Source organism: Kitasatospora fiedleri (assembly GCF_948472415.1).
In the GTDB taxonomy this organism is placed as follows: Bacteria; Actinomycetota; Actinomycetes; order Streptomycetales; family Streptomycetaceae; genus Kitasatospora; species Kitasatospora fiedleri.
Genome location: NZ_OX419519.1, coordinates 4025717 through 4038600 on the forward strand (window position 1 = coordinate 4025717; position 12884 = coordinate 4038600).

General features: G+C 74.6%; 7 protein-coding genes and 1 pseudogene. 6 read left to right on the forward strand and 2 right to left on the reverse strand.

The features are described 5' to 3' along the window. From QMQ26_RS18625 to QMQ26_RS18650, 6 genes are all read left to right on the forward strand, one after another. A complete protein-coding gene (locus QMQ26_RS18625; protein ID WP_282202039.1) occupies nt 1–1464 on the forward strand; it encodes a sensor histidine kinase in 1464 nt (487 codons plus the stop codon). Nucleotides 1465–1806: 342 nt separating this feature from the next. Further along, nucleotides 1807–3348, forward strand: a complete 1542-nt coding sequence (locus QMQ26_RS18630; protein ID WP_282202040.1) for a cytochrome ubiquinol oxidase subunit I — start codon at nt 1807–1809, stop codon at nt 3346–3348. A gap of 11 nt (nt 3349–3359) precedes the next feature. Next, complete coding sequence (gene cydB / locus QMQ26_RS18635) at nt 3360–4367, forward strand: cytochrome d ubiquinol oxidase subunit II (protein ID WP_100837155.1); 1008 nt, start codon at nt 3360–3362, stop codon at nt 4365–4367. 35 nt (nt 4368–4402) lie between these two features. Further along, complete coding sequence (gene cydD, locus QMQ26_RS18640; protein WP_282206560.1) at nt 4403–7897, forward strand: thiol reductant ABC exporter subunit CydD; 3495 nt, start codon at nt 4403–4405, stop codon at nt 7895–7897. Nucleotides 7898–7976: 79 nt separating this feature from the next. Next, complete coding sequence (locus QMQ26_RS18645) at nt 7977–9767, forward strand: sensor histidine kinase (protein WP_282202041.1); 1791 nt, start codon at nt 7977–7979, stop codon at nt 9765–9767. Between the two features lie 85 nt (nt 9768–9852). Continuing rightward, nucleotides 9853–10785, forward strand: coding sequence for a DUF72 domain-containing protein (locus tag QMQ26_RS18650; protein WP_282202042.1), 933 nt, complete (start codon nt 9853–9855; stop codon nt 10783–10785). A 30-nt stretch (nt 10786–10815) separates the two neighbouring features. On the opposite strand, the gene QMQ26_RS18655 is transcribed toward QMQ26_RS18650, so the two are convergent. Both QMQ26_RS18655 and QMQ26_RS18660 read right to left on the reverse strand, forming a co-directional pair. Further along, nucleotides 10816–11628, reverse strand: a complete 813-nt coding sequence (locus QMQ26_RS18655) for an HAD family hydrolase (RefSeq protein WP_100837152.1) — start codon at nt 11626–11628, stop codon at nt 10816–10818. A gap of 95 nt (nt 11629–11723) precedes the next feature. Then, nucleotides 11724–12404 (reverse strand): annotated as a pseudogene (locus QMQ26_RS18660) (LLM class flavin-dependent oxidoreductase); the annotation flags it as partial. Nucleotides 12405–12884 lie beyond the last annotated feature (480 nt).

Below are 12884 nucleotides of genomic sequence, written 5' to 3' on the forward strand. Positions count from 1 at the left end.
GTGGCCCGCTTCTCGCTGCGCGTGCGCCTGCTGGTGCTCGCGCTGCTCCTGGTCACCACCGGCCTGGTGGTGAGCGACACCCTGGTGCTGGGCACCGTCCGCGGGCAGCTGGTGGACCGGGCCGACGAGCAGCTCGACCGGTTCGCCGAACCGCTCTCCCGCCGCCCGCCGAGCCGACAGACCACCGCCTCGGTGTTCAGCAGCACGCAGACCGCCGGCCGCCGCTCCGGACAGAGCCTGCCCAGCGAGTACGTGGTGCGCTACCTGGCCGAGGACGGCTCGGTGCTGTCGGTGATCCGGCAGCCGCTGAGCGACTCCGACCCGGCCCCGCAGCTGCCCGCGCTGGACCGCACGGGGCTGACCGACCGGCTGGACGAGCCGTTCACCGCCTCCGGGCCGAAGGCCGGCGAGTGGCGCTCGATGGTGCTGCCGCTGCAACGCGCCTCCGGCACCGACCTGGCCGCCCCCAAGTACGTGCAGGTCGCGGTGCCGCTGGCGGACGTCCAGTCCACCATCTCGCACCTGCGCACCACCTTCCTGACCATCGGCGCCGCGGTGCTGGCCGGCCTGGCCGGGCTCGGCGCGCTCGCGGTCCGGGCCGGGCTGCGCCCGCTGCGCCAACTGGAGGCGGGCGCCCAGCGGATCGCCGACGGCGACCTGTCGTACCGGATGCCGGACCTGCCGGTGCGCACCGAGGCGGGCCGGCTGTCCGCCGCGCTGAACGGGATGCTCACCCACATCGAGACGGCGTTCGCCGCCCGGGCCGCCTCGGAGCAGCGGATGCGCCGCTTCGTCGCGGACGCCTCGCACGAGCTGCGCACCCCGCTGGCCGGCATCCGCGGCTTCGCCGAACTGCACCGGATGGGCGCGCTGCAGGACGTGGACCGGGCGATGGACCGGATCGAGTCGGAGGCGGTGCGGCTGGGCGCGCTGGTCGAGGACCTGCTGATGCTGGCCCGCCTGGACGAGGAGCGCCCGCTCAACCTGGCCCCGATGGACCTGCGCACGCTGGCCGCCGACGCCCTGCACGACCTGACCGCGCTGGACCCGGGCCGCCCGGTCGCGCTGACCGGCCCGAACGGCCAGGGCGCCCCGCAGCCCGCGCCGGTGCTGGGCGACGAGGCCCGGCTGCGCCAGGTGGTGACCAACCTGGTGGGCAACGCGGCCAAGCACACCCCGTCCGGCACCGCGGTGCGGATCGGGGTGGGCCGGGCCGAGGGCGCCTGCCTGCTGGAGGTCGCCGACCGGGGTCCGGGCCTGACCGAGGAGCAGGCCGCCCTGGTCTTCGAGCGCTTCTACCGGGCGGACGCGGCGCGCACCCGCCGGGCCGGCGAGGCCGGGGGATCGGGCCTGGGCCTGGCGATCGCCAGCGCCCTGGTGTCGGCGCACGGCGGCGAGCTGACCCTGCGCACCGCGCCGGGCGAGGGCGCGGTCTTCCGGCTCTCGCTGCCGCTGCAGCGCTGAGGCCCGGGCCGCCGAGGTCCGTGCCGCCGAGGTCCGTGCCGCTGGGACCCGGGCCGCGCCGAGGTCGGGCGGCGAGCTGACGCCCGGTCAGGGCGGGCGGTGTCAAGCGCCGTTCGGTACACCCGGGCTGCCCGGACGCTGCTTGTGGGGGGTCGGCCGGACCCCGGATCATCGGCGTGTCCGAGAACACTCCACCCCCGTGCTTCCGCACCGATAAGCATCATGGATACTTCCCTTGTGAACGTGTTCACGTTCACAAGCGGACAAGCTTGGGTGGGTATGGTGCGCCCGGGTGCAAATATGCCTTCCGTCCGTTATGTGCACACCCCGAGAGAGGGCGCAGTGGACCTAGCAGTCGCTCACGAGACCATCTCGCGATGGCAGTTCGGCATCACCACCGTCTACCACTTCCTCTTCGTGCCGCTCACCATCAGCCTGGCCTCGATCGTGGCCGGTCTGCAGACCGCCTGGGTCCGCACCGGCAAGGAGAAGTACTTCCACGCCACCAAGTTCTGGGGCAAGCTCTTCCTGATCAACATCGCCATGGGCGTGGTCACCGGCATCGTCCAGGAGTTCCAGTTCGGCATGAACTGGTCCGACTACTCCCGCTTCGTCGGCGACGTGTTCGGCGCCCCGCTGGCGATGGAGGCGCTGATCGCCTTCTTCTTCGAGTCCACCTTCATCGGCCTGTGGATCTTCGGCTGGGACCGGCTCCCGAAGAAGATCCACCTGGCCTGCATCTGGCTGGTGGCGATCGGCACCGCGCTGTCCGCCTACTTCATCCTGGCCGCCAACTCCTGGATGCAGCACCCGGTCGGCTACAAGATCGACCCGGCCACCGGCAAGGCCCAGCTCACCGACATCGTCCGGGTGCTGACCCAGAACACCACCGTGGTGCAGGTCTTCCACACCCTCACCGCCTCCTTCCTCACCGGCGCCGCCTTCGTGGTCGGCATCGCCAGCCACCACCTGTGGCGGGCCAAGCGCGGCAAGCAGCCCGACGGCCGCAAGACCGCCGCGATGCGCACCTCGCTGCGGGTCGGCCTGGCCATCGCGGTGGTCGCCGGCCTGGGCACCGCGATCAGCGGCGACACCCTCGGCAAGGTGATGTTCGAGCAGCAGCCGATGAAGATGGCCGCCGCCGAGGCCCTGTGGGACACCCAGGCGCCCGCCCCGTTCTCGGTGTTCGCGGTCGGCGACGTCTCGCAGGGGCACAACTCGGTCGAGCTGGAGATCCCCGGGATACTGTCCTTCCTCGCCCACAACGACTTCTCCTCCCCGGTGCCCGGCATCAACGACACCGCCGCCGCCGAGGCCGCCCGGTACGGCGGGCAGCCGGACGACTACATCCCCAACATCTTCGTCACCTACTGGGGCTTCCGGCTGATGATCGGCTTCGGCATGACGTCCTTCGTCGCCGCGCTGATCGGCCTCTGGACCACCCGCCGGAGGTTCTGGCTCGCCCCCGAGCACCGCACCGGCGAGGACGAGCCGCCCAAGCTGATGCTCACCAGGAACCGCGAGATGAGCGTCTTCTTCACCCGGTGGAGCTGGCGGATCGGCATCCTCACCATGGGCTTCCCGCTGCTCGCCAACAGCTTCGGCTGGATCTTCACCGAGATGGGCCGCCAGCCCTGGGTGGTGTTCGGCCTGATGCGCACCCGCGACGCGGTCTCCCCCAACGTCACCGTCGGCACCCAGCTGGTCGGCCTGACCACCCTCACCGTGCTGTACGCGGTGCTCGCCGTCATCGAGGTCAGGCTGCTCGCCAAGTACGCCGCCGCCGGGCCGAACACGGCCGAGCAGCCGCCCGCCAAGGACCCGACGCTGCGCGGCCCCTCCGACGACGAGGACGCCGACCGGCCCCTCGCCTTCGCGTACTGAGGACGGATCACATGCACCTGCACGACCTCTGGTTCATCCTGATCGCCGTCCTGTGGATCGGCTACTTCTTCCTGGAGGGCTTCGACTTCGGGATCGGCGTCCTGACCAGGCTGCTGGCCCGGGACACCACCGAGCGCCGGGTCCTGATCAACACCATCGGCCCGGTCTGGGACGGCAACGAGGTGTGGCTGCTGACCGCGGGCGGCGCCACCTTCGCGGCCTTCCCCGACTGGTACGCCACCCTGTTCAGCGGCTTCTTCATCCCGCTGCTGCTGATCCTGGTCTGCCTGATCGTCCGCGGCGTCGCCTTCGAGTACCGGGCCAAGCGCGAAGACGCCCGCTGGCAGCGCAACTGGGAACTGGCGATCTTCTGGACCTCGCTGCTGCCCGCCTTCCTGTGGGGCGTCGCCTTCGCCAACATCGTGCACGGCGTCGACATCGACCGGGACAAGAACTACGTCGGCACGCTCTGGGACCTGCTCAACCCGTACGCCCTGCTCGGCGGCCTCACCACCCTGGTGCTGTTCACCTTCCACGGCGCGGTGTTCGCCTCGCTCAAGACCAGCGGCGACATCCGGGTCCGGGCCCGCGCCCAGGCCACCGGCCTCGGCCTGGCCACCGCCGTGCTCGCCGCGGTCTTCCTGGTCTGGACGCAGCAGCACTCCGGCAACGGCTGGAGCCTGGCCGCGCTGGTGGTCGCCGTGCTCGCCCTGCTCGGCGCGCTCGGCGCCAACCGGCTGGCCCGCGAGGGCTGGGCGTTCACGCTCAGCGGCCTGACCGTCGTGGCCGCCGTCGGGATGCTCTTCCTGGCGCTGTTCCCCGACGTGATGCCCTCCACCCTGGACGGCGCCTGGTCGCTGACCGTCACCAACGCCTCCTCCTCGCCCTACACGCTCAAGGTGATGACGGTCGTCGCCGTGGTCTTCACCCCGCTCGTGCTGCTCTACCAGGGCTGGACGTACTGGGTGTTCCGCCGCCGGATCGGCGTCCAGCACATCCCCGCCGCCGCGCACCACTGACCGCAGGAGCCGAACCCATGGACCGCCAGCAGCGGATGCGCCCGATCGACCCCCGGCTGCTGGCGCACGCCCGCACCACCCGCGCCTTCCTCGCCGGAACCGTCCTGCTCGGCGGGGCGGGCGCGGCCCTGCTGGTGGCCCAGGCCGGGCTGATCGCCACCCTGGTGGTCGGGTCCTTCCAGCACGGCCGCGCCCCGCTGTGGGGGCCGCTGCTCGGCCTGGCGGCGGTCTCGCTCGGCCGGGCGCTGGTCGCCTGGCTCACCGAACTGACCGCCCACCGCTCGGTGGCCGCCGTCAAGTCCACCCTGCGCCGCCGACTGCTCGACCACGCCACCGCGCTCGGCCCCGGCTACCTCGCCGGCCGCCGCACCGGCGACCTGACCACCCTCGCCACCCGCGGCGTCGACGCCCTCGACGACTACTTCGCCCGCTACCTCCCGCAGTTGGCGCTCGCCGTGGTCGTCCCGCTGGTCGTGCTGGCCCGCGTCCTCGGCGCCGACTGGGAGTCCGCGGCGATCGTCTGCGGCACGCTGCCGCTGATCCCGCTCTTCATGATCCTGATCGGCCACGCCACCCAGGCCCGCACCGACCGCCAGTTCGCCGGACTCGCCCGGCTCTCCCACCACTTCCTCGACGTGGTCGCCGGACTGCCCACCCTGAAGGTCTTCGGCCGGGCCCGCGCCCAGGCCCGGGCGATCGGCCGGATCACCGAGGACTACCGGCGGGCCACCCTGCGCACCCTGCGGCTGGCCTTCGTCTCCTCCTTCGCGCTGGAACTGCTCTCCACCCTCTCGGTCGCCCTGGTCGCCGTCTCGATCGGCTTCCGGCTGGTCGACGGCACCCTCGACCTGGAGACCGGCCTGCTGGTGCTGGTCCTCGCCCCCGAGGTCTACCTGCCGATCCGCCAGGTCGGCGCCCTCTACCACTCCAGCGCGGAGGGCCTGGCCGCCGCCGGACGGATCTTCGAGGTGCTGGAGACCCCGCGGCCGGCCGACGGCACCCGCCCCGCCCCGGCCCCCGCCGACCTGCGGGTCGAGCACCTGACGGTGCGCCACCCCGGCCGCGGCGGCGACACCCTCACCGGCCTCTCGCTGACCGTCCCGGCCGGGCGCACCACCGTCCTCACCGGCCCGAGCGGCGCCGGCAAGACCACCCTGGTGCACGCCCTGCTCGGCTTCGTCCGCCCCGACGCCGGCCGGGTCCTGATCGGCGGCCAGGACCTCGCCGAGACCGACCCCGCGAGCTGGCACGCCCAGGTCGCCTGGGTCCCCCAGCACCCGCAGCTGTTCGCCGGGACGGTCGCCGAGAACGTCCGCCTCGCCCGCCCCGACGCCACCGACGACCGGCTCGCCGCCGCCCTCGCCGCCGCGCACGTCGACTTCGCCGCCCCCGGCACCCGGCTCGCCGAGAACGGCCACGGCCTCTCCGCCGGCCAGCGCCAGCGCCTCGCCCTGGCCCGCGCCCTGCTCGCCGACCGGCCCGTCCTGATCCTCGACGAACCCACCGCCCACCTCGACCCGGTCACCGAGGCCGCCCTGCTCGACACCCTCCGCGCCCTCGACCGCACCGTCCTGCTCGTCACCCACCGCCCCGCCCTGATCGCCCTCGCCGACCACCACGTCCACCTCCCGGGCCCGGACGCCGTTCCGCCGGCGCCGGGCCGGGGGCGCGCGGAGGTGCGCGAAGCGGGAGGCGGAGTCCTCCGGCACCGGAGCGGCCTGCCGCTCGAAGGGGCGCCCGCCCGGCAGGGCGCGGACCACGGGGCGGAGGCCGCGTCGGAGCCCGGTCCGACCGCCGCCACCCGCGTCCCCCGGTTCTGGCTCGCCGTCCTGCTGGGCGCGCTCGCGCTGGGCTGCGCCGTCGCGCTGATGGGGACGTCCGGCTGGCTGATCTCGCGGGCCTCGCAACTGCCGCCGGTGCTGTACCTGATGGTCGCGGTGACCTCGGTGCGGGCGTTCGGGATCGGGCGGAGCGTGTTCCGGTACGCCGAGCGGCTGGTCGCGCACGACGCGGTGCTGAAGGCGCTCGGCGGGGTGCGGACGGCCGTCTACCGCCGACTGGAGCGGCTGGCCCCGGCCGGGCTGCCGCAGTTCCGGCGCGGCGACCTGCTCTCCCGGCTGGTCGCGGACGTGGACGCGGTGCAGGACTTCCACCTGCGCTGGCGGCTGCCGGCCGCCGTCGCCGCCGTGGTCTCGCTCGGTGCCTCGGCGGCCCTGGCCGCGTTCCTGCCGGCGGCGGGCCTGGTGCTGGCGCTCGGGCTGCTGCTGGCGGGTGCGGCCGTCCCGGCGCTGGAGCGCCGGATCTCCGGCCGGACCGAGCGCCGGCACGCGCCCGCCCGCGGCGAGCTGGCCACCGCCGTGCTGGACACCCTGACCGGCACCGCCGAGCTGACCGTCGCGGGCGCGCTGCCGCGCCGCCTGGGCGCGGCCCGGGACGCGGACCGGGCGCTGACCCGGCTGGCGGCCCGCTCGGCCGCCGCGAGCGGCCTCTCGGCGGGCCTGGTGGCGCTGGTGTCGGGGCTGACGGTGGTGGCGGCGTCGGCGGTCGGGGTGCGCGCGGTGGCGTCGGGGGCGCTGCCGGGGGTGTGCCTGGCGGTGGTGGTGCTGACGCCGCTGGCCGCGTTCGAGGCGGTGGCGGGGATGCCGACGGCGGTCCGGTTCCGGGAGCGGGCCCGGGCCTCCCGGGAGCGGCTGGCGGAGGTGCTGGCCGCGCCGCTCCCGGTCCGCGAGCCGGACGCGCCGCGGCCGCTGCCGGACGCCCCGCTGCCCGTCGTGGTGAGCGGTCTGGCGGTGCGCTGGCCCGGCGCGGAGCGCGACGCGCTGCACGGCGTCGACCTGGAACTGGCCGCCGGGCGCCGGATCGCGGTGGTCGGGGCGTCCGGGTCGGGCAAGACCACGCTGGCGCAGGCGCTGCTGCGGTTCGTCGAGCCGTCGGCCGGGGCGGTGCTGCTGGCGGGCCGCACCGACACCCGGGAGCTGGCGGGCGAGGACGTCCGCCGGGTGGTCGGGCTGTGCGCGCAGGACGCGCACGTCTTCGACAGCTCGGTCCGGGAGAACCTGCGCCTGGCCCGGCCGGACGCCGACGAGGCCGCGCTGCGGGCGGCCCTGGCGCAGGCCCGGCTGCTGGCGTGGGTGGACGGCCTGCCGGAGGGCCTGGACACCATGGTCGGCGAGCACGGCGCGCGGCTGTCCGGCGGCCAGCGCCAGCGCCTGGCCCTGGCCCGGGCGCTGCTCGCGGACTTCCCGGTGCTGGTGCTGGACGAGCCCGCCGAACACCTGGACGTGGCCACCGCGGACGCGCTGACGGCCGACCTGCTGGCGGCCACCGCGGGCCGCACCACCCTGCTGATCACCCACCGGCTGGCCGGCCTGGACGACGACAGCGTCGACGAGGTGCTGGTGCTGGACGCCGGCCGGGTGGTCGAGCGCGGCCGCTGGTCGGAGCTGGCGGACCGGCCGGGCGGGCGGCTGGCCGCGATGGTGGAGCGGGAGCGGGCGGGGGAGCGGCCGGGGGCGCGGGTGGCGGCCTGAGACCGGGCGGCGGGTTCGCGCCGGGTGCCGCCGCCCCGAAAAAAATGGACGAACCATGACATACGGGCACACTGGTCCCATGCAGACGCCGGAGGAGCCGGCCGCCACGGGCGGCCGGCCGCGCATCCCCGAGATCTCCTCGCTCGGGCTGGACACCCTGGTCACCGAGGTCTCGGAGCGGCTCCGGTCGGCCGCCGCGGTGACCGACCGGATGCAGCGGCTGCTGGAGGCGGTGGTGTCGGTCGGCGCGGGCCTCGACCCGCACGCCACGCTCCAGCGGATCGCGGCCGGCGCGGCCGAGCTGGTGGACGCGAAGTACGCCGCGATGGGGGTGGTCAACCCGCACGGCAGCGGCCTGTCCGACTTCATCCACATCGGCGTCGACGAGGGGACGGCGGCCGAGATCGGCCACCTGCCGACCGGCCGGGGCATCCTCGGCGCGCTGATCGACGACCCGCGTCCGCTGCGGCTGACCGACCTGTCCACCGACCCGCGCTCGGTCGGCTTCCCGGACCACCACCCGCCGATGGTGTCCTTCCTGGGGGTGCCGATCCGGGTCCGCGGCGAGGTGTTCGGCAACCTGTACCTGACCGAGAAGAAGGGCGGCGGCTCGTTCACCCCCGAGGACGAGCAGGTGGTGCTGGCGCTCGGCGCGGCGGCGGGCGTGGCGATCGAGAACTCCCGGCTGTACGAGCAGGGCCGCCGCCGGGAGCGCTGGATCACCGGCGCGGCGGCGGTGACCACCTCGCTGCTGTCCACCGACGAGGCGCAGATCGCGCTGACGGTGGCCGCCGAGCAGGTCCGCGAACTCGCCGAGGGCGCGCTCGGGATGATCCTGCTGCCGGCCGGCGAGGACCGGATGCGGGTGGCGCACGCCTCCGGCGAACGGGCCGACCACCTGACCGGCGAACTGCTGCCCGAGCACGGCTTCGCACCCCTGCTGCTGGCCGGCGAGGCGGTCTACCTGGACGACCTGGCGACCTCGCCGCAGACCGCCTCCGACACCCAGTTCGACCGGCTGGCAAGGGAGTTCGGGCCGTCGATGGCGGTGCCGATGGTGTCCGCGGGCCGGGTGCTGGGCGCGCTGTGCGTGTGGCGCGACGCCGGCACCCCGCCGTTCACCGACACCGAGCGGCAGCTCTCCCAGACCTTCGCCTCGCAGGCGGCGCTCGCCCTGCGGCTGGCCGAGTACCAGCGCAACCAGCAGCGGCTGGCGGTCTTCCAGGACCGCGACCGGATCGCCCGCGACCTGCACGACCTGGTCATCCAGCGGCTCTTCGCCACCGGCATGATGCTGGAGTCGGCCGCCCGCCGGGCCGCCGTCCCCGAGGTGCGGGAGCGGATCGGGCAGGCCGTGGACGAGCTGGACGCCACCATCCAGGAGGTCCGCACCACCATCTACGCCCTCCAGCACGGCGACACCGACGACCGGCCGGACACCCTGCGCACCCGGGTGCTGCGCGAGGGCAGCCAGGCCGCGGCGGCGCTCGGCTTCAAGCCCACCATCACCTTCACCGGCCCGGTCGAGAGCCTGGTCGGCGAGAAGACCTCCCGCCAACTCCTGGCCGCCCTGCGCGAGATGCTCTCCAACACGGCCCGGCACGCCCGCGCCTCCCGGGTCGCCGTCGAACTGGACGCCACCGTCCACCTCGGCGAGGACGGCCGCCCGATCTCCGCCGCCCCCGCCCGCACCGGCCCGCCCGGCGTCCTGCTCACCGTCACCGACGACGGCGTCGGCATCCCCGACGGCGGCCGCCGCTCCGGCCTGCGCAACCTCACCCGCCGCGCCGAGGCCCTCGGCGGCGACGCCTGGCACGAGCCCGGCCCGCACGGCAAGGGCACCCGGGTCCGCTGGACGGCCCGCCTCTGACCCGCCCCCGACCCGTCCCGGCAGTGCGGGCCGACCCGCCCGGACCGGGTTGTTAGGCCAGGCCCGGACGGGGAAGGCGCGGTCCATGGGAGAGATCCGGGTCGGCGCCTGTTCCTGGACGGACAAGGAGCTGCTGGCCAGCGGCTGGTACCCGAAGGGCCGGCGCGACGCGGAGGGCAGGCTGCGCCACTACGCGTCCCGGTTCCCGCTGGTCGAGGTGGACGCCACGTACTACGCGCTGCCCAGCACCCGCAACAGCGAGCTGTGGGTCGAGCGCACGCCCGCCGGCTTCCGCTTCGACGTGAAGGCGTTCTCGCTGCTCACCGGCCACCCCACCCGGTCGGCCGCCATGCCCGCCGACCTGCGGCCGGCCCTGGCCCGGAAGGACGACCCGGAGCTGCTGGACGAGGTGTGGGCCCGGTTCGCCGGCGCCCTCGAACCGCTGCGTCGGGCCGGCCGCCTCGGCACCCTGCTCTTCCAGTTCCCGCCGTGGCTGGCCCCGGACGAGCAGTCCCGGGCGCTGCTGCGGGCCTGCCGGGAGCGCACCGCGGGGTGGCCGGTAGCGGTGGAGTTCCGCCACCCGGACTGGTGGCGGCCGGAGCTGGCCGCCGCCACCTCCGACCTACTGACCGAGCTGGGCACGCCCGCCGTGGCCGTGGACACCGCGCAGGGCCTGCCCACCTCCGTCCCGCCGGTCGCCCCGGTCACCTCCCCCGACCTCGCGGTGGTCCGCCTCCACGGCCGCAGCCCGGCCTGGGGCACCGGCTCGAAGGAGGACCGCTTCCGCCACGACTACACGCCCGACGAGCTGGCCCCCTGGGTGGAGCGCGTGCACGCGATGGCCGAACGGACCCGGGAGGTGCACGTCCTGTTCAACAACTGCTGCGCCGACGCCGCCGTCCGGGCCGCCGGGACGATGGCGGGCCTGCTGGGCCTGGACCCGGTACCCGACCCGGACCGGGCGGAGGACCGGGCGGAGGAGCTGACCCTGGACCTGGGACTGGACCCGGACGGGTGACCGCTGCGGGCGCGACCGCTCCGGGACGGGTCAGATCAGTGTCTCGATGATCGCCGCGACGCCGTCCTGCTCGTTGCTGACGGTGTGCCGGGCGACCGCGGCCAGCACCAGCGGGTGGGCGTTGGCGACGGCGTACGACTGGCCGGCCCAGGCGAGCATCTCCAGGTCGTTGGGCATGTCGCCGAAGGCGACCACCTCGGCGGCCTCGATGCCCTGCTGGGCGCACCAGCGGGCCAGGCTGCTGGCCTTGGTGACGCCCGGGGCGCTGATCTCGACCAGCGGGATCGGACTGGAACGGGTGACCTCGGCGAGCGGGCCGACCGCGGCCCGGGCCCGGTCCAGGAACTCGTCCGGGGCCAGGTCGGGGTGCTTGCCGAGCACCTTGAACAGGCCGTCGACCTGCCCGGCGGCGAGCAGCTCCGCGGCGGTGCCGACCGGGTGCTCCTTGTCGGACTCCCACATCACCACGTTGTACCCGGGCTCCCGGGCGAAACCGTCCGGGAACTCGAACGCGAAGGCGGTGCCGGGCAGTTCGGCCCGGATCAGGTCCGTCACGGACAGCGTCCGGGCTGGGTCGAACGGGTAGGTCTCCAGCAGTTCCCCGCGCCGGACGTCGACCACCGCGCCGCCGTTGGAGCAGATCGCCACGCCGTGGCCGCCGATGTGCGCGCCCAGGTGCTGCATCCAGCGCGGCGGCCGCCCGGTGACGAACACCACCTGCACCCCGGCGGCCTCGGCGGCGGCCAGCGCGGCGGCCGTCCGGGTGGTCACCGTGCCGCCGGAGCACAGCAGGGTGCCGTCGAGGTCGGTGGCGATCAGGCGGGGGCGCGGAAAGGCGGTCATCGGTCCATCTTCGCGCACTCGCCCGGCAACCGGACCCGCCCGGGAACGCGACCCGCACGGGTCCGGACCCGCCCGCCCGATCGACCGCCCGCCGCTCAGCCCAGCTGGGCCAGGCCCTCGGTGGCGATCTTCTCGAAGATCGCGAGGTCGTTGGCGAAGATCGAGTCCGGCACCGGCCAGTGCACCACCAGCTCGGTGATGCCCAGCTCCCGGTACGTCCCGGCCCAGTCGACGAACGCGTCCACCGACTCCAGCGGCTTCTCCGCCGTCGAACCCTGGAGCAGCACCTTCTCCAGCTCCCCGACGTCCCGCCCGGCCGCCTCGCACGCCGCCGCCAGCTTCTCCACCTGCCGCGCGATCACCCCGGGCGCCTGCTCCACCGGCACCTCCGCCGGCCCCTTCGGGTCCCCGTACGTCACCCAGCCCTGCCCGTACTCGGCCGCCAGCCGCAGCCCGCGCGGCCCGGTCGCCGCCACGTAGAACGGCACCCGCGGCACCTGCACGCACCCCGGGACGTTCCGCGCCTCCACCGCCGAGTAGTACGTCCCCTCCCGGGTCACCGCGTCATCGCGCAGCAACTCGTCCAACAGCCCCACGAACTCCCCGAACCGGTCCGCCCGCTCCCGCGCCGACCACGCCTCCTGCCCCAACGCCGTCGCGTCGAACCCGACCCCGCCGGCCCCGATCCCCAAGGTCAACCGCCCCCCGGACACGTCGTCCAGCGTGATCAGCTCCTTCGCCAACGTCACCGGATGCCGGAAGTTCGGCGAGGCAATGGAACTGGCACCTATGGTCGCCAGTGGCTGGAGCGCGGCAGCATTCCGGCCGACTTGGCCCAGGTCCTGCTACCCGGCCTTCCCGCGACCGTGCACTCCCCGGTCGGCGTGCTCCGCAACCGCCTGACGCGCAAGATGCCGGCCGTGCACACCCTTGAGCAGCCCGCTGTCGCGCCTTCGTACGCGGAGTGCGCTACGTGCCACGACCCGGTACCGCGGCCGGGTATCTGCCGGGCCTGTGCGGGCCTCGGAGCGCGGGTGGTCGCGGTGGGTGGGTGGTCGCGGTGGGCGGTGATGCTGCCGCAACGCCGGGTGGCGGGCCCGAGCTGCCCTGCTCGCGGTGGTGAGCCGTGGGCATCTGGCCAGCGCGACAGCGTAAGGGCGGCACCTTGCCACCGATCGCTGTTGCAAGGGAATTGGGGTCACTGTTGACATGCTGTGCAAGCGACGGCAACGGGCAGCTTGATGTCTTCGACGGAG